The sequence below is a fragment of the Plantibacter flavus genome (genome assembly GCF_900177615.1).
Lineage (GTDB): Bacteria > Actinomycetota > Actinomycetes > Actinomycetales > Microbacteriaceae > Plantibacter > Plantibacter flavus.
Window position 1 is genome coordinate 352,174 of record NZ_FXAP01000005.1, and the last position, 25,938, is coordinate 378,111.

General features: G+C 67.7%; 20 protein-coding genes. 6 read left to right on the forward strand and 14 right to left on the reverse strand.

The annotated features are described in order from the left end of the window. Positions 1 to 23: 23 nt before the first annotated feature. The 5 genes from B9Y95_RS16375 to gmd form a co-directional block, all read right to left on the reverse strand. Complete coding sequence (locus tag B9Y95_RS16375; RefSeq protein ID WP_085513428.1) at positions 24 to 2,543, reverse strand: glycoside hydrolase family 65 protein; 2,520 nt, start codon at positions 2,541 to 2,543, stop codon at positions 24 to 26. Beyond that, a complete protein-coding gene (locus tag B9Y95_RS16380) occupies positions 2,540 to 3,367 on the reverse strand; it encodes an HAD family hydrolase (protein ID WP_085513532.1) in 828 nt (275 codons plus the stop codon). The genes B9Y95_RS16375 and B9Y95_RS16380 overlap by 4 nt, the downstream gene beginning before the upstream one ends. 124 nt (positions 3,368 to 3,491) lie before the next feature. Further along, complete coding sequence (locus B9Y95_RS16385) at positions 3,492 to 4,679, reverse strand: DegT/DnrJ/EryC1/StrS family aminotransferase (RefSeq protein WP_085513430.1); 1,188 nt, start codon at positions 4,677 to 4,679, stop codon at positions 3,492 to 3,494. Next, complete coding sequence (locus B9Y95_RS16390) at positions 4,676 to 5,611, reverse strand: NAD-dependent epimerase/dehydratase family protein (protein WP_079707283.1); 936 nt, start codon at positions 5,609 to 5,611, stop codon at positions 4,676 to 4,678. Before B9Y95_RS16390 ends, B9Y95_RS16385 begins: the two co-directional genes overlap by 4 nt. 5 nt (positions 5,612 to 5,616) lie before the next feature. After that, complete coding sequence (gene gmd, locus B9Y95_RS16395; RefSeq protein ID WP_085513432.1) at positions 5,617 to 6,681, reverse strand: GDP-mannose 4,6-dehydratase; 1,065 nt, start codon at positions 6,679 to 6,681, stop codon at positions 5,617 to 5,619. Positions 6,682 to 6,755: 74 nt separating this feature from the next. On the opposite strand from gmd, the gene B9Y95_RS16400 reads away from it, so the two are divergent. From B9Y95_RS16400 to B9Y95_RS16410, 3 genes are read left to right on the forward strand one after another with little or no spacing between them, the layout of a single operon-like run. Continuing rightward, on the forward strand, positions 6,756 to 7,637 hold the full coding sequence (locus B9Y95_RS16400; RefSeq protein ID WP_085513434.1) for a glycosyltransferase family 2 protein: 882 nt from the start codon (positions 6,756 to 6,758) through the stop codon (positions 7,635 to 7,637). Positions 7,638 to 7,686: 49 nt separating this feature from the next. Next, positions 7,687 to 8,424, forward strand: coding sequence for a glycosyltransferase family 2 protein (locus B9Y95_RS16405; protein WP_085513436.1), 738 nt, complete (start codon positions 7,687 to 7,689; stop codon positions 8,422 to 8,424). Then, positions 8,421 to 8,813 (forward strand): DUF2304 domain-containing protein, encoded by a 393-nt coding sequence (locus B9Y95_RS16410; protein WP_234994142.1) that lies wholly within the window; start codon positions 8,421 to 8,423, stop codon positions 8,811 to 8,813. The genes B9Y95_RS16405 and B9Y95_RS16410 overlap by 4 nt, the downstream gene beginning before the upstream one ends. A gap of 23 nt (positions 8,814 to 8,836) precedes the next feature. On the opposite strand, the gene B9Y95_RS16415 is transcribed toward B9Y95_RS16410, so the two are convergent. Next, positions 8,837 to 10,102, reverse strand: a complete 1,266-nt coding sequence (locus B9Y95_RS16415) for a hypothetical protein (protein ID WP_085513441.1) — start codon at positions 10,100 to 10,102, stop codon at positions 8,837 to 8,839. 184 nt (positions 10,103 to 10,286) lie between these two features. On the opposite strand from B9Y95_RS16415, the gene B9Y95_RS16420 reads away from it, so the two are divergent. Continuing rightward, on the forward strand, positions 10,287 to 11,867 hold the full coding sequence (locus B9Y95_RS16420; RefSeq protein WP_085513443.1) for a DUF2142 domain-containing protein: 1,581 nt from the start codon (positions 10,287 to 10,289) through the stop codon (positions 11,865 to 11,867). Between the two features lie 78 nt (positions 11,868 to 11,945). Here B9Y95_RS16420 and B9Y95_RS16425 read toward each other — a convergent pair whose 3' ends face one another. From B9Y95_RS16425 to B9Y95_RS16460, 8 genes are all read right to left on the reverse strand, one after another. After that, positions 11,946 to 14,147: a hypothetical protein gene (locus B9Y95_RS16425; protein ID WP_064295199.1), complete on the reverse strand. Its 2,202-nt coding sequence runs from the start codon at positions 14,145 to 14,147 to the stop codon at positions 11,946 to 11,948. Then, entirely contained in the window at positions 14,144 to 14,620 is a 477-nt protein-coding gene (locus tag B9Y95_RS16430) for a hypothetical protein (protein WP_143736528.1), read from the reverse strand. The genes B9Y95_RS16425 and B9Y95_RS16430 overlap by 4 nt, the downstream gene beginning before the upstream one ends. Before the next feature lie 91 nt (positions 14,621 to 14,711). Further along, positions 14,712 to 16,337 (reverse strand): glycosyltransferase family 2 protein, encoded by a 1,626-nt coding sequence (locus tag B9Y95_RS16435; RefSeq protein ID WP_234994143.1) that lies wholly within the window; start codon positions 16,335 to 16,337, stop codon positions 14,712 to 14,714. Beyond that, entirely contained in the window at positions 16,334 to 16,762 is a 429-nt protein-coding gene (locus B9Y95_RS16440; protein WP_085513447.1) for a hypothetical protein, read from the reverse strand. The genes B9Y95_RS16435 and B9Y95_RS16440 overlap by 4 nt, the downstream gene beginning before the upstream one ends. A gap of 43 nt (positions 16,763 to 16,805) precedes the next feature. Continuing rightward, on the reverse strand, positions 16,806 to 19,325 hold the full coding sequence (locus B9Y95_RS16445) for a glycosyltransferase (RefSeq protein WP_085513449.1): 2,520 nt from the start codon (positions 19,323 to 19,325) through the stop codon (positions 16,806 to 16,808). 90 nt (positions 19,326 to 19,415) lie between these two features. Then, complete coding sequence (locus B9Y95_RS16450) at positions 19,416 to 20,159, reverse strand: ABC transporter ATP-binding protein (RefSeq protein ID WP_229939008.1); 744 nt, start codon at positions 20,157 to 20,159, stop codon at positions 19,416 to 19,418. After that, positions 20,156 to 20,992, reverse strand: a complete 837-nt coding sequence (locus B9Y95_RS16455; RefSeq protein ID WP_064295194.1) for an ABC transporter permease — start codon at positions 20,990 to 20,992, stop codon at positions 20,156 to 20,158. The genes B9Y95_RS16450 and B9Y95_RS16455 overlap by 4 nt, the downstream gene beginning before the upstream one ends. Before the next feature lie 39 nt (positions 20,993 to 21,031). Continuing rightward, complete coding sequence (locus B9Y95_RS16460; protein WP_143736530.1) at positions 21,032 to 23,902, reverse strand: YfhO family protein; 2,871 nt, start codon at positions 23,900 to 23,902, stop codon at positions 21,032 to 21,034. Positions 23,903 to 24,074: 172 nt separating this feature from the next. On the opposite strand from B9Y95_RS16460, the gene B9Y95_RS16465 reads away from it, so the two are divergent. Then, the gene (locus tag B9Y95_RS16465) at positions 24,075 to 25,016 is read left to right on the forward strand and encodes a glycosyltransferase family 2 protein (protein ID WP_064295192.1); all 942 of its coding nucleotides are present in this window, start codon (positions 24,075 to 24,077) and stop codon (positions 25,014 to 25,016) included. Between the two features lie 3 nt (positions 25,017 to 25,019). Beyond that, entirely contained in the window at positions 25,020 to 25,937 is a 918-nt protein-coding gene (locus tag B9Y95_RS16470; RefSeq protein ID WP_085513453.1) for an NAD-dependent epimerase/dehydratase family protein, read from the forward strand. Position 25,938: the final 1 nt, after the last annotated feature.

Below are 25,938 nucleotides of genomic sequence, written 5' to 3' on the forward strand. Positions count from 1 at the left end.
ATCCGCCATCCAGCCGCGTCGCCTTACTCCGACTGCGGCTGGATGATCGGGATCGACTCGGTGTCGGCCGGCCCGAGCGCGATGGTCGGCATCGACACGGTGATGAGTGAGCCGTCGGCACGGCGGCTGCCCTCGATGTCGCTCGCGCTCGGCTCGCCGACGAGGTGCGGACCCTGGTTGTCGAGTGGAACGGTGACCGTGGTACCGGCCTCGACGATGACGTTGCCGCCGCCGACGACGAAGGAGGCGGAATCCCCCTCTTCGACGGTGAACCGCATCTCGGTGCGCCGGACGGAGATGCGTACCCGCGTGCCCTTGACCGTGAGCCGGAAGGTGATGCCCTGCCAGTCGACCGGCAGGCGCGGGGAGAAGGAGATCACGCCGCCGTGGTCGCGCATCCCGGCGAAACCGAGCACGAGCGCGCTCCACACGCCGCCGGTGGAGGCGACGTGCACACCGTCAGGGGTGTTGCGGTGCAGGTTCGCGAGGTCGACGAACAGCGCCGACCAGAAGTACTTGAGCGCGAGCCGCTGGTACCCGACCTCGGCTGCGATGATCGATTGCACGACCGCCGACAGGGTCGAGTCGCCCGTCGTCAGCGGGTCGTAGTAGTCGAAGTCGGCGAGCTTCTCCTCGTCGGTGAAGTGGTCGCCCTGCAGGAGCAACGCCAGCACGACGTCCGCCTGCTTGAGCACCTGGAACCGGTAGATGACGAGCGGGTGGAAGTGCAGGAGCAGCGGGAGGTGCTCGGGAGGGGTGTGATCGAGGTCCCACAGCTCCTTCTCGAGGAACTGGGCGTCCTGCGGGTGGATGCCGAGCCGCTTGTCGAAGGGGATGTGCATGTGCTCGGCGGCGCGCTGCCACTCGCGGACCTCGGCGTCGTCGAGCGACAGCCGCGTGACCAGGCGCTCGAAGGAGGCCGGATCGTCTTCGCGGAGGCGCTCCACGGCCTCGACGGCCGACAGCAGGTTCGACCGGGCCATGACGTTGGTGTAGAGGTTGTCGTTCACGACGGTCGTGTACTCGTCGGGCCCCGTGACCCCGTAGATGTGGAACGAGTCCTTGCCGTTCGCGCGCCAGAAGCCCAGGTCGGCCCACATGCGCGCCGTCTCGACGAAGATGTCGACGGCTCCGCGGGCGAGGAAGTCCTCATCCCCCGTCGCCGCGACGTACTGCCGCAGCGCATAGGAGATGTCGGCGTCGATGTGGTACTGCGCCGTGCCGGCCGCGTAGTACGCGGACGACTCGAGCCCGTTGATCGTGCGCCACGGGAACAGGGCGCCGTGCTGGTTGAGCTCGGTCGCGCGGGAGCGGGCGGCGTCGAGCATGTTCTGACGGAACCGGAGGGCGTTCCGCGCGACGAGCGGTGCCGTGTAGCTGAGGAACGGGAGGACGTAGACCTCGGTGTCCCAGAAGTAGTGGCCGCCGTACCCGGAGCCGGACACGCCCTTCGCCGCGACACCGCCGCCGTCCGTGCGTGCAGACGCCTGCGCCAGCTGGAAGAGGTTCCAACGCGTCGCCTGCTGGATGGCCGGCTGTCCGTGGACCTCGACGTCGGAGCGCGCCCAGAAGTCCTCGAGCCACAGCTCCTGGTTGCGGATCGCCGATTCGATGCCGTTCTCAGCGGAACGGTCGAGCGTGCGGGCACAGCGGTCGGCGAGCTCCTTCGGAGGGACGGCGTTGGAGGTGTGGTAGCTGATGATCTTGGTGAGCTTCGTGGGCACGCCCGCGCGGCCGCGGATCGTGTACACGTGCTTCGCGAGGTCGGCCTCGATGTGCGTCGAGACCTCGTACTCGTTCTCGGTCTCGATCGTGTGGTCGGCTCCGGCCACGATCGTCATGCCGGAGTTCGTCGTCTGGTAGCCGAGCATCGCGCGCGGACCGTCGATGAGCTTGTACCGCGGCTGCAGCACCCGCTCGGTGAGTGACTCCGCCTTGCGCGGGTCACCCATCCCCGGCTCGGGTGCGTTCGTGAGGTAGTCGTCCTGACGGTCCTGCCGGTTGATGATCTGGCTGGAGAGCACGAGCGACGCGTCCGCGTCGAGCAACGTGACCTCGTAGTCGAGGACCGCGAGATGGCGGTCGGTGAAGGACACCATGCGACGGGAGCGGATGTGGACCCGCTTGCCCGAGGGCGTCCGCCATTCGAGTTCACGGCTGAGGACACCGGTCTTGAAGTCGAGGCGACGCTCGAAGCTCAGGAGGTCGGCGTCGTTGAGGATCAGCGGCTCGTCGTCGACGTAGAGGCGGACGACCTTCGTGTCGGGTGCGTTGACGATCGTCTGACCGACGCGGGCGAAGCCGAACGCCTCCTCGGCGTGACGGATCGGCCAGGTCTCGTGGAACCCGTTGATGAACGTGCCGTGGACGTGGCCGTCGCGGCCCTCCTCGACGTTGCCGCGGAAGCCGAGGTAGCCGTTGCCGAGCGCGAACAGGGTCTCGGTCGTGCCCTCGTCGTCCGCGTCGACATGGGTCTCGACGAGCGCCCAGTCGTCGAGCGGGAACCGGTGACGGTCGAGCGGGTCGCTGGTGATGTGGTTCATGCCTGGTCCTCGGAGGAGTCGTGGGGTGCCGTGAAGGTCTCGGAGTCGGCCGGATCGTCCGGCCCCGCTGTTCGCGAAGCCGACCGCAGTGGGTCGACGAGCTCGTCGAGGTCGTCGACCACGACGTCGGCTCCTGCCTCGATGAGCGCCTGGTGCCCGATGCCGCGGTCGACGCCGAGCACGAGACCGAAGTCGCCACGTCGACCGGCCTCGACCCCGGAGTGCGCGTCCTCGACGACGACGCATTCAGACGGCGCGTAACCGAGCAGACGACCGGCCTCGACGTAGGTGTCCGGCGCGGGCTTGCCGGCGATCCCCTCGCGCGCGGCGACGACGCCGTCCATCACGACCGGGAACCGCTCACGGAGTCCTCCCGCTCGGAGGACGACTTCGGCGTTCTTGGAACTCGACACCACGGCGACCGCGAGCCCTGCCTGCTCGACCGTGTCGAGGAAGGTCAACGATCCCGGGTACGCGGCGATGCCGTCCGCTTCCAGGACGGCCGTGAACACCGAGTTCTTCCGGTTACCGAGGCCGCACACGGTCTCGAGCTCCGGGGCGTCGGACGGCGAGCCCTCGGGAAGCGTGATGCCGCGTGACGCGAGCATCGCGCGCACCCCGTCGTACCGCGGCTTGCCGTCGATGTACTGGAAGTAGTCGGCGTCGGTGTACGGCTCGGTGATCCCGTGGGCGACGAGCTCGTCGGTGAAGAGCTTCGCCCAGGCGTGCATGTGGATCTCGGCGGTCGGGGTGATGACGCCGTCGAGGTCGAACAGCACCGCCCGGCAGCCGAGGAGCCGAGAGGCCGCCTCGTCGAGGGTCAGGACGTCGTTCGATGGCGCGTTGATCGGCTGGGTCACGGTGCACGGTCCTCGTCGGTTTGGGGGAAGAGGTGGACAGTGGAACGGAAGCTGCTGCGGACCGGTGGGGCGGCCGCGCAGACCCAGCCTAGGAGAGTTTGGCCACCACGTCGTACACGCGGTCGATACCGGCGTGGACCGGGAAGTGGTGGTTGCCGACGAACAGCCCGTCCTCGTGGATCTTGTCGGCGGCGGGGAGTTCTGCCGGGACCTTCGCGTCGAGGTACTTCATGACCGGGTTCTTCGTGAAGTTGCCCGCCACGATGGGCCGTGACTCGATCCCCTCGGCGGCGAACGCCTGCACGACCTCCTTGCGTCGGCCGGCGAGTGCGCCCTCGAGCACGAGGGAGAAGCCGAACCAGCTGCTCTCGCCCTGCTCGCGCTGGATGCGCACGGAGTCGAGGTCGGCGAAGCGTTCCGTCCAGTACACGGCGTTCTCCCGACGACCTGCGATGAGCTGTGGGACCTTCTGGATCTGCTCGATGCCGATCGCGCCGGACATCTCGAGCGGACGGACGTTGTAACCGGGAAGGACGAAGCGGAAGAGGTCGTCCCACTCGTCGCCCGACTTGTCGTGAACGGCGTTCTTCTCGGGGAGTCCACGGGTCCAGCCGTGGGCCCGCAGCGAGATGAGCATCTGCGCCGTGGCCTCGTCGTCCGTCAGGATCATCCCGCCCTCCATCGTCGAGATGTGGTGGGAGAAGAAGGCGCTGAACGTGCCCATCGCTCCGACCGTTCCGGCGAACCGCCCGTCGTCCTTCGCGCCGAGCGACTCGCAGTTGTCCTCCAGCAGGAGGAGGCCGTGACGTTCGGCGAGTGCCGTGAGCGCCGCGAAGTCGTTCGGGTTGCCGAGGAGGTTGACCGCGAAGATCGCCTTGGTGCGCGGGGTGATGGCGGCCTCGGCGAGCGACAGGTCCAGGTTGAGGGTGTCGACGTCGATGTCGACGAAGCTCGGGATGAGGCCGTACTGCTGGAGCGGGTAGTAGGTGGTGGCCCACGACACGGCGGGCACCAGGACCTCGTCGCCCGCCTGCAGGTCGACCCGGTCGTCGAGGACGGCAGCGGCGATCGCGAGGAGGTTCGCGCTCGACCCGGAGTTGACCATGACGCCGAATCCGGCGCCGAACGCACTGGCGAAATCGCGCTCGAACTGCGCGACGAGCGGACCCATGGTGAAGCGGCCGCTGTCGACGACGCGCTGGATGGCGGCGTACTCCGCGGCATCCCAGGAGGAGGTGGCGAGGGGGAAACCGGAGTCGAAGGTGTCGTCGGTCATGCTGTCTGTGGCTCCTGAGCTGCGAGGTAGGCGTGGTAGCTCGCGGCGACGCCGGCCGCGAGCGGGGTGGTGGGGTTCCAGCCGAGCGCACGGGCGGCGGCTGAGTCGAGCAGGCGCTGGTGCACGCCGGAAGGCTTGGTGGCGTCGTACCGGAAGTGACCGGTGAAGCCGGCGGCGCGACCGGCTGCTTCGTAGTACTCGGTGATGCTGTGGTCGACACCCGGCCCGAGGTTGAGCGTGACGGGCCATGCGTCGAGTGAGCCGAGCTGCGTGACGAGCCACGCCGCGAGGTCGGGCGTGTAGGTGAATTCGCGTCGGGCGGTGCCGTCGCCCCAGACCTCGACCTCGTCGGAGCCGCTCGTCACGGCGGCGTGCACCTTGCCGAGGGCGGCGGCGATGAGGTGCGCCTGACCGTGGGTGTAGTCGTCGCCCGGGCCGTAGAGGTTCGACGGCACTGCTGCGCGATAGGCGAACCCGTACTGCCGACTCGCGTACTCGCAGAGCTTCGTCCCGGCGATCTTCGCGAGCGCATATCCCTCGTTCGCGCCCTCCAGCGTGCCGCTGAGGAGCGCGCCCTCGCCGATCGGCTGTGGGAGCCCCTCGGGGTAGATCGCCGCACTCGACACGTAGAGCAGCTCGGGGACACCGGCATCGATCGCGCCTCGGATGACCGAGGTGTCGATCAGGAGGTTGTCGAGCAGGAAGTCGGTGGGACGCTGCAGCTTCGCCTGGATGCCGGCGACCTTCGCGGCGGCGTGCACGATCGCGTCCGGCGACGTGCGCCCGATGAGGGCGGCGACGGCGGCACGATCGGTGAGGTCGGCGTCCGCGCGCGTCGCCACGATCAGTTCGTCGGCGGCGCGGAGCGTGGGCCAGACTTCGGCGATGCTCGAACCGAGCATGCCGGCACCACCGGTGAGGAGGACGCGCACCGCGCCTAGACCTCCGCGGTGTCGATGTAGGGCTTGCCCGACGCCTCGAGCTCGGCGACGTCGGAGTCGACCATGATCTGCGCGAGGCGCGGTGGCAGCACCTTCGGGGTCCAGCCGAGGACCGACTCGGCCTTCGCGTAGTCGCCGATCAGCGCGTCGACCTCGGTGGGACGAAGGTAGCGCTCGTCGAACTTGACGTACTTCTCCCAGTCGAGGTCGAGCCGCTCGAAGGAGAACTGCAGGAAGTCCTTGACCGTGTACGCGGTGTTGGTGGCCAGGACGAAGTCAGTCGGTTCCTCGGCCTGCAGCATCCGCCACATGCCCTCGACGTAGTCGGGCGCGTAGCCCCAGTCACGGACGGCGTCGAGGTTGCCCATGTACAGGAAGTCCTGCTGGCCGGCGGCGATGCGGGCGGCGGCTCGGGTGATCTTGCGGGTCACGAAGGTGCCACCGCGTCGCGGCGACTCGTGGTTGAACAGGATGCCGTTGACCGCGAACATGCCGTAGGCCTCACGGTAGTTCCGGGTGATCCAGTAGGAGTAGACCTTCGCGACGCCGTAGGGCGAACGCGGGTAGAAGGGGGTCTCCTCGTTCTGCGGCGGCGGCGTCGCCCCGAACATCTCGGAGCTCGACGCCTGGTAGAAGCGGCAGTGCAGACCGATCTGGCGGATGGCCTCGAGGAGCCGGACGGTCCCGATGCCGGTCGTGTCACCCGTGTACTCGGGCTCGTCGAAGCTGACGCGCACGTGCGACTGCGCGGCGAGGTTGTACACCTCGTCGGGCTGGATCTCCGCGAGCAGTGTCGCCAGGCGCGAGCCGTCGGCCAGGTCGGCGAAGTGCAACTGGAGCCTGGGCGAACCGTCGTGGGTCGCCTCGGGGTCGTAGATGTGGTCGATCCGCCCGGTGTTGAAGGTCGACGCGCGACGCACGAAACCGTGCACCTCGTACCCCTTCGACAGCAGGAGTTCTGCGAGGTAGCTGCCGTCCTGGCCGGTGATACCGGTGATGACGGCCTTCTTGGTGGTGACGCCTGTCGTGGCCGGGGCCGCCGGGGCTGATGTCTCAGTCATGGAAGACCACTCTACCCGGGCCGTGGTCCCGTTCGGGCGGCCCTCCCGCTCCGGAAGCTTGCTACCGTACCGGGGTGACGCTCGACATCATGATGCCTTTCTACGGCCGCTTCGACCACTTCCGCACGGCGGTGCTGAGCGTGCTCGCGCAGACCGATCCGGACTGGCGGTTGGTCGTGGTCGACGACGTCTATCCGGACACGGCACCGGGCGAATGGCTGCAGTCGCTCGGCGACGATCGCATCGTGTACCTCCGCAACGAACGGAACCTCGGGGTGAGCGGCAACTTCGACCGCTGCATCGAACTCGTGACGGCGGAACGATGTGTCCTCATCGGGTGCGACGACGAGCTCCTCCCGGAGTACGTTGCGCTGATGGCGACCATCGCGGCGCGTTTCCCCGACGTCGACCTCATCCAGCCCGGTGTGGAAGTGATCGACGAGGCCGGGCAGGTCGTCCGACCACTGGGCGACCGGATCAAGGCGATCCTCCGACCGGCCGCACCCGAGCCGGTCCGGCTCGCCGGCGAGCGACTCACGGCCAGCCTGCTCCGCGGCAACTGGGCGTACTTCCCGTCCGTGTGCTGGCGCGTCGATTCGGTGCGGCGCTTCGGGTTCCGGGCCGACCTGCACGTGGTCCAGGATCTCGCCCTGATGATGGAGATCTTCCGCGCCGGTGGCACGCTCGTGCTCGACGACACCACGGTCTTCCGGTATCGCCGACACGGAGGGAGTGTGTCCTCGTACACCGCCGTCGACGGTAAGCGCTTCCAACAGGAGCGCACGGTGTTCGCCGAGGAGGCCGCCCGACAGGCGGCCCTCGGCTGGAACCGAGCCGCTCGAGTCGCCCGCGCGCACGTCACCTCACGGCTCAACGCGGCCCTGCAGCTCCCGAAGGCAGCGCTCGCCCGCGACACAGCAGGACTGCGCATCCTGCTCCGGCACACCTTCGCCTGATCAGCCCGTCGCACGGATCGATCGGGCCCTCCCTGGGTAGGATTGCCTCATGCCGCACCAGCTCGAACGCACGCTCATCGTCATGCCGGCGCTCAATGAGGAGGCGTCCGTCGCCGCCGTGGTGCGCGAGGTCCAGGACAAGCTGCCGGGTGTCGCGATCCTCGTCGTCAATGACGGCTCGACCGACGACACGACCGTCCAGGCGAGGTCCGCGGGCGCCGTCGTAGCCGAGCTCCCGTTCAACCTCGGCGTCGGCGGTGCGATGCGGGTCGGGTTCAAGTACGCCCTCGAGCATGGGTACCGCAACGTCGTGCAGGTCGATTCGGACGGGCAGCACGACCCGGCAGGTGTCCTGCAGCTCCTGGACGAACTGGCGACCGCCGACCTCGTCCTCGGCGCACGCTTCGCGGGCGCGGGGAACTATGAGGTGCGAGGACCTCGGAAGTGGGCGATGGTCGTGCTGTCGGGCGCCCTCAGCCGCGTCGCCCGGACGAAGCTCACCGACACGACGAGCGGCTTCCGCGCGACGGGCCCCCGGGCGGTCCGACTCTTCGCCGAGCACTACCCGGCCGAATACCTCGGTGACACGATCGAATCGCTCGTGATCGCCGCGCGCGCCGGTTGCGTCATCCGCCAGGTACCTGTGGCCATGCGGCCCCGCGCTGGCGGCACCCCGTCGCACAACCCGTTCAAGGCCGCGACCTACCTGGCCCGTGCCGGTCTCGCGCTCGTGTTCGCGCTCATCCGACCGCCGGTCGCGCTCCACGGAGAGGTGGTGACCGCATGATGCCCCTCGGCACCTACATCCTCGGAATCGTCGCCGCCCTGTTCACGCTCGGGGTCGTCATCGAGATGCTCCGACGCCGCAGGATGCGCGAACGCCACGCCGTGTGGTGGCTCGTCGCCGGCTGCCTCGCGCTCATCATCGGCGTGTTCCCCCAGGTCCTCGCCGGTGTCGCCGTCGCGATCGGCGTGGAGATCCCGACGAACCTCGTGTTCTTCGTCAGCATCCTGGTGCTGTTCCTCGTGAGCATCCAACACAGTTCGGAACTGACCACGCTCGAGCAGCGGAGTCGGACGCTCGCCGAGGAGAGCGCCCTGCAGGATCTGCGCATCACCGAGCTGGAACGCCGACTCGCCGACGGCTCACACGGCGAGAGCCACGGCACCGCCTGACGCCGGAAGTGCCTGAGCGCCCCTCAGGAAGTGATCGGGCGTCTGCGCAGGAGTGCGATCACGTGCACGACGAGCCCGGCGACCGGTCCGACCGTGAGCGCCAGGAGCGTCCGCTCGTGGAGCCCGAGCGGAAGCAGGAGCGTGGCGACCATCGCGAGCGCGGCGACGATCCATCCCGCCGCGAAAGCGGTGTGCCGCGACCGCGAGAGCGTCGCGGACCCGGTCACGCACAGTGCGCCGACGAGCCCGGCCGTCGCGACGAGCAACCCGATCGTCCCACCCGCGAGGACGTCGGAGCGTCCGAACACGACGGAGAGCGCCCACGGACCGAGCCACCACGCGAGCAACCCCAGCACCCCCGCCGCCACGACGACGAGGACGACCATCCGGAGGACCCACCCGAGCACGGCGTCCGCGTGCGAACGGAACACGATGACGAGGTAACTCTGCAGCGCCAGGACGACGATCACGATCGGCGCCCGGGTCAGGGTGATGGCGTAGGTGAGCGATCCGAAGGCGTTCGCCGAGACGGTGTCACCCGTGGCCTGGATGACGAGGGGAAGCCCGCTCACCATCACGCCCGTCGCGGCGGAGGCGACCACCGTCCGCAGCACGTTCCAACTGAGGGCCGTCGGACCGACGTCGATGCCGAACCGGCCGACCACCCCGCGACGGACGAACGGCCAGAGGATGAGCGGCGTCAGCACGAACGGCGCGGCGACGCCCCAGGCGAGCAGCGTCGTGTCGTCGGTCACCAGGAGGAGTCCACCGACGATCGCGAACCGCAGGAGCCCGTCGACGATCGTCAGTGCAGCAACCGAGGTCCAGAGCGAGAGACCGTACAGGACGCCGGCCGTCGCAGCCACGATCACGTAGGCGGCGAGTCCGATGACGAGCTGCGGGACCAGCGCCCACCCCGCGTCCGGGAAGACCGCCCCGACCCACAGCCACGCGGTCGCGGCGACGAGTGCGGCAGCGATCGCGGACGCGGCGAGGGCGAAGTTCCGCACGACCGGCGCGCGCGTCGACGTCTCGACCGTGACGGGATCCGGGTGCGTCGCGCGGGCCACCTCCTGCTGCACCCCGGAGAGGGCGCTGACCAGGAGGTAGAGCGCGGACCAGAAGACGGAGAACGGCGCGTACGCCGCCGTTCCGAGCGCCGCCCCGGTCACGATCTGCAACAGGTAGCCCGCGCCACCTCCGACAGCCGTAGCCACGAGGATGAGGACGGCGCCGTTGGGTCCGCGACGCGCGGCGTCGGCGGGCGTGGCGCTACCGGGAGCCGACACGCCGGTCCTCGACGGGAGGGTGCAGAACGAGAGGCACGGAGCGGGATCCTTCGCTTGGGACGGACGACATTCGATGGTACCGCCGCACCGGCCGCCGCCCAGGTCGGCGGGTAGACTGACGCAGCAGACCAGACCGAACGCGCGGCCACATGCAGCGTGTGCTCCCTGATTGGACCAGCCGCCCATGGCCTCAGCCCCATCCGTCCCACCGATCGACGACCGGGAACGGGGGGCACGCCAGGCTCATGGCCTCGTCCGCCGCTTCCTCATCGTGTTCGCGTTCGCGTGGATCGTCTGCACGGCGATCACGAGCGCCTGGGCGCTGACGACCCCGCTCGCGGCAGCACCCGACGAGCCGGCGCACATCGTCAAGGCCGCTTCGGTGGCTCGCGGGCAGCTCGTCGGACCCTCGACGCCGAAGGGCAACGTGGTGCAGGTGCCGTCGTACATCGCCTGGACCAACAATCAGACCTGCACCGCCTTCACCGAGACGGTCACGGCCGACTGTGTCACGCAGGTGCCGGGCGACCCGACCACCCTCGTCGACATCACCACCACGGCCGGACTCTACAACCCGCTGTACTACGTCCTCGTGGGGTGGCCGTCGCTCGTCTTCGACGACTCCACGGGCATCTTCGCCATGCGGCTCATGAGCGCACTGGTCTGCTCGTTCTTCCTCGCCGTCGGCTTCGCGCTCATCGCCACCTGGCGCCACCGTGCCCTGCCCGTCATCGCCTTCCTGACCGCGGCGACACCGGTCACCCTGTTCCTGGCGGGCACGATCAACCCGAACGGCCTCGAGGTCACCGCGATGATGGCGGCCGTCGTCGGACTGCTGACGATCACGACGAGACAGTCCGCGGCCCCGCTGTGGCTCCCCTTGAGCGCTCTCGTGGTCGGCGGCGTCTTTGCAGCCAACACGCGTGGTCTGTCTCCCTTGTGGCTCGCGATGGCCATCGCTGCGGCACTCGTGCTGCTACCCGGTCGGGACCTCCTCGCGCTGTTGAAGCGCCGTTCGGTGCAGGTGACGATCGTCCTCGTCGCGCTCGGCACCGCCGCCGCCGCCGCATGGTTGCTCGGCTCGAACTCGCTCGCCATGGCGGTCGACCCCAATGCGCCGCCTCCCCCGTACCCGCACGTCGGTGACGCGCCCATCGTCGGGGTCGCGGTCATCCTCGACCTCACCTTCTACTACGGTGCGCAGATGATCGGCGAGTTCGGCTGGCTCGACACGCCCGCCCCTGACGCGGTGTTCTTCATCTGGCCGGCCGTCATCGGCCTGCTGCTCCTCGGTGCCGGTGTCCTCCTCCGCGGGCGTCGACTGGTCGTCGCCGTCCTCCTCATGGCCGCCGTCGTCTTCGTCCCCGCGCTCCTCCAGGGCGTGTGGGTGACCTCGGGTGGGATCATCTGGCAGGGCCGGTACACGTTGCCGTTGTTCGCGCTCATGCTCCTCACCATCGGCGCACTGCTCGCCGAGCACGGCTCGGCGCTCGGCCGCTCGATCCAGCGGCGACTCGTCGTGATCTTGATCGCCGCGCTCGGGTTCGCGCAGTTCCTCAGCTACATCGGGGCGCTCCGCCGCTACAGCATCGGCGACACCGGTGGGAGCTGGCTCGCGATGATCACCCGGCCGGAGTGGACGCCGCCGGGCGGCATGACGCTCTGGCTCGCCGTCGGCGTCCTCACGATCGGCGCGGCCTGCTTCGGAGCTGCACGACTCGCCTTGCGCGCGCGGGCCGAGGACGAGCTCGTGACCGTTCGCTGACACCCCTCCCCCGCTGCGGACGACGAAGGCGCCGACACCCTGGAGAGTGTCGGCGCCTTCGTCGTCGCATCGGCGTGGTCAGTTCACGCGGACCGTGGTGCAACCGAAGAGCACGTTCTTGCCGGTGTTGAACACCGCGGTCCCGATCCCGTAGCCACAGACCTTGTAATCACCAGCGGCCGTCACCGGTATGGACTCGCTGAGCCCGTGCGCACCGCCGTAGGCGGGATAGATCCGTGCAATGTCCGAACGCACCTTGTCAGCCTGGAACGCGTACCCCTTCACCGTCCCGTCGGGCGCCGTGACATAGACGTGCATCTGGATCGGCGTCTTCGGAAGCTGTGCGTCGACCGTCCACCCGGAGACGGACAGCGAGGCGTTCCCGGCCGTCGTCGAACCGGACACCTGGGCTCCGTCGAACGACCCGACCGGGTAACTCGTCCCCACGGTCACGGTGCGGCACCCGATCGTGGAGTTCATCCCGACGCTGAGCGGCGACACCGCGATGCCGTAGGCGCACACCTGGTAGTCGCCGGGAGCCGTGACGGGGAAGGACTCGGAGAAACCATGCGGTCCCGTGGCCCCGTAGACACGGTTCACGTCATCACGCTGGCCGCCGGACCCGCGCACATAGCCGGAGCGCTTCCCGGTCGGATCGGTGATGTAGACGTGTACCGGGATCGCTGTTCCGAGTGCGCCACGATCAAGCGTCCATCCACCCACGTTGATCGACGCGCCTGTGGCTGACTGACTGACGTCGACGAGATCCAAGCTGCCGGCCGGGAAGTCCTTCACGAGGTCGACCGCCACACAGCCGAGCTCCGTGTTCACTCCGACGTTCTGCCAGAACTTGGCGATGCTGTAAGCACAGACCTCATACCGCCCGCCTGCAGACACCGGGAAGCTCTGGCTGAACCCGTGGGCAGCGCCCGCCCCAGGGTACACATTGGCGACATCGGGGCGTGATGCGGACGCCGTCATGGCGGTTCCCGGACGTTGCCCGTCGGGTTGCCTCACGTAGATGTGCACGTCGTTCGAAACCGACTTGGCGTCAGGATCCATCGCCCACCCCGCGACGTAGAGCGCCGTCGTCGAACCGCTTCCGGTAACCCGGACCGCGTCGAGTGAACCGATCGGCGCATCCTGCGGCACGCTCACCGACTTGCATCCGAGCAACCGGTTGGCGCTCAAACCGATCCCGTATACGCAAGCGGTGTAGGTCCCCCCACGGGTGACGGTGATGTTGGTGCTGTAGCCGTGGGCCTCACCGGCGCCCGGGTACGCGCGCGCGACATCCGGTCTGGACTTGTTCGCCTGCATGACCGACCCCTTGGTCGAGCCGTCAGGGTAGGTCAAGTACACATGCGCCTCGAGCGATGCGGAGGTGCGGTTGAGGTCCAGGGTCCAGCCCGACAGGGAGATGGTCGCATCATTCGCCCCGACGTTGACGCTCAACGCGTCGTAGGCGCCAGCAGGGTTCAACACCCCGTTGGTCGGTCCGAACCAGTCGGTGTAGATGCGGAAGAAGTTCCGGTTGCCGTACGCACTGCAGCCGTCGCCCGTGCCGTAGAGGTTCGCGAGCGCCGCGGCGTTCGGCTGGTACGGCGTGTAGTTGTACAACCCTGCGGTCGCGGCGTTCTCGATGAAGACGTTGCTGGACCCGCACGAGGCGGTCGGCGAGAACCGGACGGCGTTGACGCGCCCAGGAACATGGTTCCACCGGGTCGGGTTCGCCTGGTAGTTCTTGAACTGCAGTGCAGCCGCGTACACCTGGTTGAAGAACCCGTAGTAGGTCGTATCGCAGTCGGCCGTGTCCGGGCACCCGTAGCCGGTCGCGCTGCGGTACTGCCGATCGCTCGGCCAGGTGTCGGTGATGAGTCCCTGTTCCTTCTCGATGAGGACGATCATGGCCTTCTGGCTGATCCCGCAGGCCGCTCCCACCTTGGAGATGATGCTCGCCGCCGATTCCCGACCGGAACCCGCATAGGCGGCACAGCGACCGGAGACAGCGGCCCGGGAAGGAGTCGCCTGAGCGTAGTCCTTGAGGCAGGTGTAACCGGCACGACAGCTCGGCACAGCTCGATTCAGGAAGTCCTGGACCGCAGGCGCGCTCATGGCGCCGCCGTCGTAGAAGAGCTGGTCGCTGATGATCGAACCGGCTCGGAAGTCGGACCCGTTGGCGGCCTCGGCGCTCGGGGCGACGGCCGGGGCGACCGTCAACACGCCGACGAGGAGAGCGAAGACCGTCGCGATGACGATGAGTGGGCTGCGGCGCGTCATGGTACCTCCACCGTCAGCGGCTCCGAGGTGAGCGCTCCGGTCTTGTCCGATTGGTAGGAGAGGACGGCCGTCCACGTCCCGCTGGTGAAGTCGCTGATCTGGGTTTGAACGGTACCGCACGACGTCGTCTTCGAGTCGGCGAGTCCCTCGCTCGTGACGATCACGTCCGGGCCCGAGCCGGAGAACGTGAACGTGCAGGTCCCTCCGTTCTCGATGACGCCGGCGATGTAGCCGGATGCCGAGACCGTCGTACCGTCGGGGTCGACCCCGGCGAAGACCATGACGGCGTCGAGCGGGATCGGTTCCGGATCCTCCGTCTTGAAGGTGGGTTCGACGCCTGGAAGGAGGGTCGGGCTCGTCGTCGGACTTGCGCTCGACTGCGCCGGATCACCGCCGAAGCAGCCGGTCAGACCGACGCCGACGAGCAGAGCCGTCACCACGCAGGCCGTTGGGCGTATACGCCACTCGGTCATCAGTCCTCCTCGGCACGCCGGATGTGCCCCTTTCAGGGTACCGGGTCCGAATCGGCTGTCGATGACCTGATCGACGGCGCGTCGACCGAGATCAGACCCAATCGGGTGTACTGGATGAGGATCGAGTGCGCATGGAGGCGTACGGATGGTACGCGTCGTCTGGGTGCTCCGGAAGGAAGGGGTCACGGTAGATGACACCCCAGCGAGCTCGGACGGTGTTGAGCTCCCACTCGTGCACGACGGCGAGACGGGTCTTCGACTCGTAGTGGAAGAGCTGCACTCGAGCGAGGTAGAGGATGCGCAATCCGGCGTTGCTCACCTTGAGCGAGAGGTCGACGTCGTTGAAGTTCAGCGGCAACGCCTCGGTGACCCCACCGATGCTGGCATAGGTGTCCCGACGGAGTGCCGCACAGGCGGCGGTGACCCCGGAAACCTCGCGGTCGACTTTGAGCGCCGCCGACGGCCCGGGCTCGCCGAACCGGTACCCGGCCATGGGGTGGGAGAACCCACGGTTGGCGTAGCGGTGGCCGGCGTGCTGGATGAGGCCGTCCTCGTACACGAGCTGCGCGCCGGTCATCCCGACATCCTGCTGACGGAGCGGAGCGACGAGCTCGACGAGGAACCCGTCCGAGATGACCTCGACGTCGTCGTTGAGCAGGACGATCATGTCGCCCCGGCTCTCGACGAAACCGACGTTGCACTTCTCCCCGTAGTTGAACGGGCGGTCGAACGGGACCAGGGTGAGCCGATCGCCGGCGATCTTCCGCAGGAGGTCGAGGACCGTCTCGGGTGTCGTCAGGTCGTAGACCACGACGATCTCCAGGTCGACATCACCGGCGTGTTCGATCACCGAACGGACGGCGCCGACGACGAAGACCCGCTCGACGCCGTGGATGACACCCGAGCTTCCCCGCGTGGGGATGATTACGCTGACCGACGTGGCCGGGTCGAGCGCGCGACGGACGCGATACGTGTTCGGCCAGTCACCCCGTTCGGCGGTGGCGTCGATGCCGACCCGCTCGAGGTGCGCGCCGACCGCTCGGACGCCGGCGTCCCAGGTGTACGGCTTCGCTCCGCTCGAGGACGCCGTCGACTCCGGAAGCGCACGCCAGTGGTACAGGACTTCGGGGATGTGGTGCACGACGCGGGCGCGTTCCGTGACCTTCAGGGCGAGGTCATGGTCTTGCGAACCGTCGTTGGCGCTGTCGAAACCGCCCACCGCCCGCACGATGTCCAGACGCATGACCGACAGGTGTCCGAGATACATGTGGGAACGGAGACGCTCTGGAGACCAGTCGGGCTTCTTGAAGACGTCGTAGTGGTAGCCCTCGAGGTCGACCTTGTCCTCATCGGTGTAGACGTAGTCGATGCGGTCGTCCGCGGCGATCGCCTGCGCGACCTGGGCGAGCGCGCCGTGGCCGAGCAGGTCGTCGTGGTCGACGAGCACGAGGAACCGGCCCGTGGCCGCTGCGATGCCGTCGTTCGAGGCCGCCGAGATGCCGCCGTTCATCTCACGGGCGACGACGATGATCCGATCGTCCTCGGCCGCCAGCTCGCGCAGGGTGACGAGCACCGCGGGATCGGGGGACACGTCGTCGACGAGGATGAGTTCCCAGTCGCGGAACGCCTGCCTCCGAACCGAGTCGACCATCTGCCGCAGCATGTCGATCGGGGGGTTGTAGACCGGAGTGACGACGCTGAACAGTGGAGTTGTCACGAGCGACGCACCACCGAGCGGATCCCACTGATGGGCTTAATGACGGCTGAGCCGAGCTTCCAGGTGGTCGAAGCGAGGATCTGATCGACCTCGGTGCGCGTTCGAGCATCGCGCAGTTCGAGCGCGAGGCGGTGGTCGCGCAAGAGTTTGTGCACCTCGTGCACGAGCCCTTCGCGCTCATCCTCGAGCTGGTCGACCCGCGCGAAGGCGACAGCGAGCTCGGTGTCGGCCATGCGCTCCACCTCCGCTCGGAGCGTGTCGCGCTCGGCCGCGAGACCGATGATCCGATCGGCATCGAGCAGCACTCGATGCTGCAGTGCCTTGACCTGGGCCACGAGGTCGTCGACGCTCCGTCCCGACGGCTGCACCCACATCGCCCCGTCGTCGGGTGTCGTCCCCTCGTGTGCTGCCTGCTCGTCAATCATGTCCGTGCACCTTCCTGACGGGCGCCCTCACAGCGCCGGATGTCTAAACGTTGTCGGCGTCGCGCTTGCGCTGCTGACGCGCGGCGAACCGCTCGACGACGACCTTCGGGCCGCCGTTCTTGAGGTAGTACGCCACTCGATCGACGTCACGCCGCACGCCGGTGCGCCGCGGTGGCGTCTGCTGCTGACGGGAGGACGACAGGACGACCGGCTTCGCGCCGGGCTCGGCGGGGGCCTTGTCTGCAGCGAGCCGGGGGTTCCGGACGAACTCGACGAGCGGGGCGAGCGCGCTCGACCAGACGAACCGCTCGCGGACGAGCTGCACGTTCGCCCTCGCAGCCTCGCGGGACGCGTCGTCGAAGAGCACGTGCTCGATCGCGGCCATGAGCGCTCCCTGGTCACGCTCGGGCACCGCCACCCCGAGCGTCTGCTCGCGGACGAGATCACCGAACGAGTCACCCTCGGTCGTCACGATCGGCAGTCCGGCCCACAGGTAGTCGAGGATGCGGGTACGGAAGGAGAACGTGGTCTCGACGTGCTGGAAGTGGGTCGAGATCCCGAGGTCGGCTTCGAGGAGGTAGTTGTGGCGGTCGTCGTATGCGACCCACGAGTCGTTGAAGAACACGTGGGTGCCGGTCAGGCCCAGTTCGTCGCTCAACGCACGGGCCGCGACCACCGCGGGCATCTCGGGGACGGAGGGGTTCGGGTGCTTCGTACCCATGAAGAACAACCGCAGGTCCGGGTGCTGCTTGGCGAGCTCGCCGACCGCACGGATCACGATTCCCGGGTCGAACCAGTCGTAAATGCCGCCGCCCCAGATGATGACCTTGTCGTCGACACCGATGCCCGGGACGACACCGCGCAACGCGGGACGGGTGTGCTCGGGACGGCCGGCCGGAATGCCGAACGGAGCGACCGCGATGAGGGTCTCGAGATCCTCGTCGCGGGTGTACGTGTACGGGTTGATACGCCCGAGCGCCGCCATCTGTCCCAGCCAGAAGTGCCGCTGACGCTCGCTCGCGCAGAGGAAGAAGTCGCCGCGGGCCAGCTGATGGTTGAGGACGTCCGTGGCGTCGGAGACCTGGTCGCCCCAGGTGACGAGGTTGTCGCTCTTCCCCTGCTCCAGCTGCTCGAGGTGGAGCGGGTCGTACACATCGATGACGAGCACCTTGGAGGTGGTCTCGAGCGCCGGGAACAGTGCGAGTGCGTGCCCCTGCAGGATGATGACGTCGGCCCACTTCTCGTGCGGCTTCATGCTCGCCGGGCGGTGGTGCGAAACCACGTCGAGTTCGAAGCGCTCGCTCTCGACGGAGACACCGGTCATGCTAACGAGACGGACGTCGTGCTCGTCGGCGAGTGTGTCGGCCATGTTCCAGGCGCGGATCGCCGGACCGGCCATCTTGGCACCGATCGGGTCGCCGGTGATGATGAGCACGCGGCGTCGAAGCGGCTCGTCGAGGACGTTCAGCGAGGAGACGATCTTGTCGTACCCCTCGAGGTAGCTCTCGATCGGGTACGCGGGCTCGTCGATGTTGCCGAGCAGGAGCCGCAACTGGCGGTCGGAACGGGTACGGGTCGCCTGCACCAGCGCGCGGTCCTTCGCGAGCTCCGGCAGGTTCTCCACGACCTGGTCGATGGCGTTGACACCGGCGAGGAGCTGCTTGGAGAGCATCGAGGCCGGGCTGCCGTCGTCGTCCTTCGACTTGCGCAGATCCAGGGCCGTCGTGTCCATCTTCGCTCGACCGGTGGCGCGACGCGTCGCGAGCAGTAGGGCTGCCGCGAACGAGCGGCTGAGGGCCTCGTCGTCGAGGTTCTTGTAGAGCGTGTAGAGGGCGTTGCGCTCGAGCAGGTAGGTCTCGAAGTAGTTGCCGAACTTCTCCATCGACGCGTGGTGTTTGTGGAACGCCAGCGATTTCGGCTGGAACCGGAACCGGTAGCCGAGGAGGTTCAATCGCCAGCCGAGGTCGACGTCCTCGTAGAACATGAAGTAGCGGTCGTCGAACCCTCCGAGTTGTTCGAAGAGCTCGGCCCGGACGAACATCGCCGCGCCGGTGCCGAACAGGACGTCCTTCTCGACGCTCCATTCGGGTCGGTCGTGTTCACCGGCGTGCGGTTTGTACCCCATGCCGTACCACGTGAGCGCCGAGCCGACATAGTCGACGCGTTCACCTTCCCAGTCGAGCACCTTGCTCGCGACGGCGCCGATGTCCTTGCTCTCGGCGAAGGTGTCCATCGCCGCGTTGATCCACTGGTCGTCGGGGCGTGCATCGTTGTTGAGGAAGGCGACGAATTCACCGCTCGACTTCGAGACGCCGAGGTTGCAACCACCGGTGAAGCCGCCGTTGACCTTGGAGGGCACGATCGTCGCGAGGTCCCCCAGGGTGGCGAGCTGCTCGAGGCTGTCGTCGCCGGAGCCGTTCTCGACCACGATGATCTCGAGGCGGTCCTGCGGGAAGTCGATTTCGCGGAGCGTCCGCACGCACTGAATCGTGTCCGCGGATCCGCGGTAGTTCACCAGGATGACGGATACGACGCCCGGACGTCTCTTACGTGTGTTCTTCACTCTTGCTCCTCGACATATCCTGTCCTCGACAGACCTGCCGAGTGTATCGTTCCGCACCTGAGCGGCGGTTCGAACCGCCGCTCGCTCCACTCAGCCGGCGTTCTCACCGAGGCTGTTGAGGTAGGCGGCGATCGTCGGAGCGGCCTCACCGCTCTCCACGAGTTCGCCGTGCCGCAACCAGGCCGCGTGATCGCACATCTGCTGCACCGTGTCCATCGAGTGGCTCACCAGGATCACCGTCTTGCCCTGCTGCTTGTACTCGACGAACTTCTGACGGCACTTCTCTTGGAACTCCGCGTCACCGACCGCGAGGACCTCGTCGACGACGAGGACGTCGGGGTCGACGTTGATCGCGACGGAGAAGCCCAGACGCACGTACATGCCGGACGAGTAGTTCTTCACCGGCTGGTCGATGAACTGCTCGACGCCGGAGAAGTCGATGATCGTGTCGAGTTTGCGCTCGATCTCCTTCCGCGACATCCCGAGGATCGACCCGTTCAGGAAGATGTTGTCCCGCCCGGAGAGTTCCGGGTGGAATCCCGAGCCGACCTCGAGCAGCGCGGCGAGCTTGCCGCGCGCGGTGATCGACCCCTGCTCGGGATAGTAGATCTTGGCGAGGCACTTGAGCAGCGTCGACTTGCCCGAGCCGTTCGACCCGATGAGACCGAAGGTCGATCCTTCAGGCACCTCGAACCCGACGTTCTTGAGGGCCCAGAAGTCCTCGTGGACGGAACGACGTCGGCGCATGATGGCCGACTTGATGCTCTGGTTGCGCTCGTGGTAGAGCCGGAACTTCTTGCTGACGTCGTCCACGACGACTGCTGCGGTGCTCACAGGGCCTCCGCCAATCTCTTCTCGTGCCGGCGGAAGACGAGCAGGCCCACGGTGAAGGACACGAGCGCCCAGGCGGCGATGGTGAGCAGGTCGGCGGGGTCGGGGAACCGGTTGTCGTAAAGGAGGTTCCGGAACACGGCCACGAAGTGCTCGAGCGGGTTGATGCGGTAGATGTCGATGATCGTGATCGGCGTCCCGAACAGCGGGCCGTACTTGTCGGACTGCGCTTGCACGAGCGAGATCGGGTAGATGATCGGCGTCGCGTACATCCAGATCTGCATGATGATGCCCATGAAGTACTGCGTGTCGCGGAAGTAGACGTTGGCGATGGACAGCATCAGTGCGAGGCCCGCGGCGAAGATCGCCAGGAGGACCATGGTGAGCACGACGAGCGGCAGCCACGGCAGGACGAACGCACCGAGCAGGCTCAGCGCGATGCAGAGCACGGCCATCTCGAACAACCAGTTGAAGCCGATGGCACCGACCGCGGAGATCGGGAGCACGATGCGCGAGAAGTACACCTTCTGGATCAGTCCGGTGTTCGCGATGAGCGAGCCCATGCCGGTGTTCACCACGTTCGAGAAGAACATCCAGGGCAGGAGCCCGCAGAGGAGCCAGAGCGCGAAGATGTGCAGCCCACTCGGGTCGCCCGTCTGCAGCGGAACCTGGAAGATGAACGAGAACACGAAGGTGTAGATGAGCATCTGCGCCAGCGGGTTCGCCAAGGACCACAGCTGGCCGAAGATGGTTCGCTTGTACTGGCCGCGGATGTCGCGGAGGGTGAGGTTCGCGAGGAGCTCGCGGGATCCGAGGATCTCCTTGACGTAGCTCATCGCACCCCGGGGGTCGGGCGTGAAGACATGCTGACCAATCTAACCTAGAAGTCCTGGGTCACCACTCAGGAGCGATCGCCGGCGGCGGCGGACGAGGAACGCGTCCACGACGACGAGGACCACGACGACGAGCGACGACGCCGCGGTCACCCCCAGACCGACTTGCTGCCCGGGGACCGTGTACTGCAGGACGACACGGTGCTCGCCGGTCGGGACCGCGATGGCCGCGCCGGCATGCTCGGCCGGCAGCAGCTCGACGGGCTTCCCGTCGACCGTCGCCGCCCAGCCCGGTCGGCGAAGCGAGTCCGCGACCACGACCCAGCCTGCTCCATCTGCGACCACCTCGACCTCCATGCGACTGGTGTCGCTGGGAAGGACCGTGACCGCGGCGGTCGAGGCCGCTCGGTCGCTCGCGACCTCCCGAGCATCCTCCGGACGCTCCAGCAGGACGGCCGTGCTCGGAAGGGAGCCGTCCGCCATCGTCGCCACCTGCTCGGCAGGGTCAGTCTCCGTCACCGCGGTCGACGCCCATCTGATCCGATCGAGTGCCGTCGTCCGTTCATAGACGGTGGCGTCGCCCGTGTGCGCGACGCGGAGCCCGTCGTCGGCGGGACGGACGAGCGAGATCCCCAATCGACCGGAGGGATCGGCTGCGACCGGAGCCGGAATGCCGATGCCGTCGAACCGCAGCTCTGCCACCCAGGCTCGGTCGGCTGGAATGTCCTCGCCTTCCACCGCGACCGACTGGTCGGCGGTCAGCGCGGGAAACCAGGTCGACGTCGTCGCGATCCGTTCATCGGTCACCGCGTCGCGGATGTCGAGGGTGACGGTCACTCCGTCGGGGTCGTCCTGCCCCACGACGCTGTCCGGCAACGCGAACACGACGCCTCGCACCGGGCCGGACTGCACCGCGGAACGGACTCGGTCCCCGTCGGCGACCTGCACCCGGCCGGTGCGGTCGATCGTGCCTTCCGGTTGGCCGAGTACCGTGGCCTCCGGATTGTCGACGACGTATTTGACGGCGAGCCGGTCCAGGATCGGTGAGCGGATCGAGGTCGCGAGATCCCCGGAACGCAGAGCGGAGTACGTCCGGCTGAAGAACGCGTCCGGCTCGACCGCCTCCAGGAGATCCTGCCACTCGCTCGTGTGGAACGCGTGCCCGCCGACGGAGCGGAGCCGGTCGATCGTGTTCGTCCCCGGGAGCATCGTCTGGTCTACGGACGCGTACCGGCTCTCCCCGAGTCCGCGCTCCAGGAACCGATGTGTCGCCGTGGTCGGGTAGACCGTCTCCGGGGGCGACTGCGGCCACCACTCGTTCGCGACCACGATCGCCGGCACGACGAGCATGACCGGGAGGATGCAGCCCGCCAGAATGCCGACACGTCGACCACCGACCCAGGCGGCGACGACGATGAGGACGGCGAAGGCCGCGAAGGCTCCGACCACGCCGATGTGCTCGCGCATCGCGGGGATGACGTCGGCGGGCAGCGTCCAGAGCGTGTCGCGAACGGTGAACGCCGCGACGCACCCGATGGCGATCACGACGACGAGCGCCAGGATCCGCCACCAGAGATGACGTCTCGTCCGAGCGCGCCGCAGGAGACGCACCTCCGCTCGCAGCGAGGTCGGATCGATCACCGCGGCGAAGCCGGCCGCCGCGAGCAGCGCCAGGAAGAACCCGACGAGGACCCGCAGCCGCGCGATCGGGTTGTTGGAGAAGACCGGAAGCTCCTGGAACGCCGCGAGGATCGGACCGCCCACGAAGGTGAGGACGACACTGAGCGCGAGCGCGACGACGACGAAGGTCAAACTCGGGCGGAGTCGCCGGCTCCGGGGGACGATGAGACCGGCGGCGGCGACCAGGGCCAGTGCTCCGACGCCGATGTAGGACAAGCGCTCGATCGGATTCCCGGCTCCCCAGGTGAGCCCGGCGTCGACATCTCCGACAACCTCCGGTACGAGGAGCGACGCGAGGTCGCCCCAGTGCAGTGACGCGCCGGATGTTGCCGCGCGGGCAGACAGATCGAGGACACTCGACGCGTTCACCGCGAACGGGACGAGCTGCCAAGCGGAGAGCCCGACACCGAGCACGACACCGGCGGCACCGGTGCCGACTGCTGACAGCACCCCCTGCCATCGCCGCCGGACGACGATCGACCTCACGAGCAGGTAGGCGCCTCCCGCATAGAGCGCGTAGCCGGCGACCGCCGGGAAGCCACCGAGGAGGAGCGAGGCGACCACGAGCCCGAGGATGGCCACGTCGACCGGTCGGGGACGGATCGCAACGCGGTCGAGCGCCCAGAACAACAACGGCAGCAGGGCCGCCACACGGGTCTGCGGCCAGTTCGTCCAGGAGATCATGAATCCGGACGACGCGAAGATGAGGCTCGCGACCGCCCAGCTCGCGTTCGGCAGCCTCCAGCGCCGCAGGAGCAAGGACATGCCGAGGGTGATGACGATGATCTCGAGGAGCTTCACGTAGCCGGGTGCGGCGCTCACCGGGAGGAACCACCACGGCAGCGACAGCGGGGAGTACACGCCCGAGTTCGGCAGGCCGGCAAGCTCGGCACCACCCGCCGCGTACGGATTCCACGCCGCGAACGAGCCCTCCCGTGCGGCCTCGACGATCAAGGCGGTCTGCGGTACCACGGTGTCGATGGTGTCGCCGATGAAGCGGTTCGTCGGATCCTGCGGCAACCCGATCGACGACTGCCACGGGGCGAAGGAGACCAGCAGGTCGGTGCCGAGGAAACTCGTGACACCGACGAGCGCGGGCCCGATCGTGCACACGACGAAGGCCACCAGTGCAGCCCACGCGATCACGGACACCGCCGACGACCCGTGACTCGGGCCGAGCATCGAGGGATTCCGAGGCGCGGACACGCCGTCGCGAGGTCGCGATCGTTGCACGGCACTCCTCGGGCTCGTCAGGGTCAAAGCCCCCAGTATGCCTCAACCCTCGTGCTGCAACCGGTGACCGCATGGCCCGACGGACCTGCTCGGGTCGGCTCCGAGCAGCGACCCGACGGATCCGACGGTACTCTGGGACCGGTCGTATCGCCTACAGTTCCGGAAGTCGCCTATGAAGCTCTTTGTCCAGATCCCGTGCCTGAACGAAGAGGAGACCCTCCCGCTCGTCCTCGAGTCGATTCCGACCTCGATCCCGGGCATCGACGAGATCGAGATCCTCATCATCGACGACGGGTCGACCGACCGCACGATCGAGGTCGCCAAGTCCTACGGCGTGAAGCACTTCGTGAAGCACTCGACGAACATGGGACTGGCCCGGTCGTTCCGCGACGGCGTCGACTACGCCCTGCTCCACGGCGCCGACATCGTGGTGAACACGGACGGCGACAACCAGTACCCGCAGGAGCGCATCGGCGACCTGGTCCAGCCCATCCTCGCGGGTGAGGCCGAGATCGTCGTGGCGGACCGGCAGACGGCACTCATCGAGCACTTCTCCCCGTTCAAGAAGGCGATGCAGCGCTTCGGGAGCTTCATCGTCAACAAGGCGGCGAAGACGACGCTCCCGGATGCGGCCAGCGGGTTCCGCGCGTACTCGAAGTACTCCCTCATCCGGCTCAACGTGGTCACGAAGTTCAGCTACTGCATGGAGACGATCATCCAGGCGGGCAACAAACGCCTGGCGATCACGAGCATCCCGGTCACGACGAACCCGAAGACGCGCGAGTCACGACTGTTCCGATCCATCGGCGAGCACATGTACCAGTCGGGCGTCGCGATCGTGCGGGCCTTCCTGATGTACCGGCCATATGTCGTGTTCGCCGGGCTCGGACTCCTGCTGCTGATCGCGGGGCTCACCCCGTTCGTCAGGTACCTCATCCTCACGATCGTCCAGGACGAGGGGAACCACCTCCAGAGCCTGCTCGTCGGGGCGACGCTGCTGATGGGCGCGCTCCTGTCCTTCGCCATCGGTGTGGTCGCCGACCTCACCAGAATCAACCGCACGCTCAACGAGGAGATGCTCGACTACCTCAAGCTGCAGCGGTACGGCGGCTGAGCCATGGTGCGCAGCCTCGTCATCGGCGGCAACGGGTTCCTCGGCGGACCACTCGTGGACGCCCTCGTCGGACGCGGTCATGACGTGACGGTGTTCGACCGGTTCCGATCCCCGCGGAACTTCGACACGCGCGACGCGACGATCCTGGCCGGAGACTTCTTCGACCGCAGCGACCTCGCAGCCGCGGTCCGCGGTCAGGACCTCGTGTTCCACTTCCTCTCCACGACCGCGCCGGCGACCTCTGAGAACGACCCTTCGCTCGATCTCCGCACCAACGTGGGACAGACCGTCGAGCTCCTGGGTCTGTGTGCCGACGCCGAGATCGAACGGTTCTACTTCGCCTCCACCGGTGGCGCGATCTACGGCGATCAGGGTCTCGAACGATACCGGGAGACCGACCCGGCCCTCCCCCGCTCCCCGTACGCCATCGGGAAGCTCACGATCGAGCACTACCTCCGGTACTTCCGTGTCAAGCGTGGGCTCGACGCGGTGTCACTCCGCATCTCGAATCCGTACGGGCCCGGTCAGCACCCCGGCCGCCGCCAGGGGCTCATCCCCATCGCGCTCGCGAACATCGCCGCGGGCGACGCCATCGTCCGCTACGGCGACGGCAGCATGGTGCGCGACTACCTCTACATCGACGACGCGATCGAGATGATCGCCCGGATCGTCGCCGGTGACCCGGCACACTCGGTCTACAACATCGGGAGTGGCGTCGGACACACGGTCTCGGAGGTCCTGGACGCCATCGCACGGGTCGTCGGCCGACCGCTGGACGTCGCTCCGCGACCTGTCCCGAGCACGTTCGTCGAGACCGTCGTGCTCGAGACCGCACGCTACCGCTCCGAGTTCGGCGCCCCTCCGACGACCCCCCTGGAGCGCGGCATCGCCTCGACCTGGGAACAGCTCGGACGACGCTGAC

Excerpts from the sequence above, each read along its gene's own strand:
- B9Y95_RS16375 (WP_085513428.1), bottom strand. The coding sequence starts at position 2,543 with ATGAACCACATCACCAGCGACCCGCTCGACCGTCACCGGTTCCCGCTC.
- gmd (WP_085513432.1), bottom strand. The coding sequence starts at position 6,681 with ATGACTGAGACATCAGCCCCGGCGGCCCCGGCCACGACAGGCGTCACC.
- B9Y95_RS16405 (WP_085513436.1), top strand. The coding sequence starts at position 7,687 with ATGCCGCACCAGCTCGAACGCACGCTCATCGTCATGCCGGCGCTCAAT.
- B9Y95_RS16470 (WP_085513453.1), top strand. The coding sequence starts at position 25,020 with ATGGTGCGCAGCCTCGTCATCGGCGGCAACGGGTTCCTCGGCGGACCA.
- B9Y95_RS16425 (WP_064295199.1), bottom strand. The coding sequence starts at position 14,147 with ATGACGCGCCGCAGCCCACTCATCGTCATCGCGACGGTCTTCGCTCTC.
- B9Y95_RS16465 (WP_064295192.1), top strand. The coding sequence starts at position 24,075 with ATGAAGCTCTTTGTCCAGATCCCGTGCCTGAACGAAGAGGAGACCCTC.
- B9Y95_RS16455 (WP_064295194.1), bottom strand. The coding sequence starts at position 20,992 with ATGAGCTACGTCAAGGAGATCCTCGGATCCCGCGAGCTCCTCGCGAAC.
- B9Y95_RS16440 (WP_085513447.1), bottom strand. The coding sequence starts at position 16,762 with ATGATTGACGAGCAGGCAGCACACGAGGGGACGACACCCGACGACGGG.
- B9Y95_RS16430 (WP_143736528.1), bottom strand. The coding sequence starts at position 14,620 with ATGACCGAGTGGCGTATACGCCCAACGGCCTGCGTGGTGACGGCTCTG.
- B9Y95_RS16410 (WP_234994142.1), top strand. The coding sequence starts at position 8,421 with ATGATGCCCCTCGGCACCTACATCCTCGGAATCGTCGCCGCCCTGTTC.
- B9Y95_RS16385 (WP_085513430.1), bottom strand. The coding sequence starts at position 4,679 with ATGACCGACGACACCTTCGACTCCGGTTTCCCCCTCGCCACCTCCTCC.
- B9Y95_RS16420 (WP_085513443.1), top strand. The coding sequence starts at position 10,287 with ATGGCCTCAGCCCCATCCGTCCCACCGATCGACGACCGGGAACGGGGG.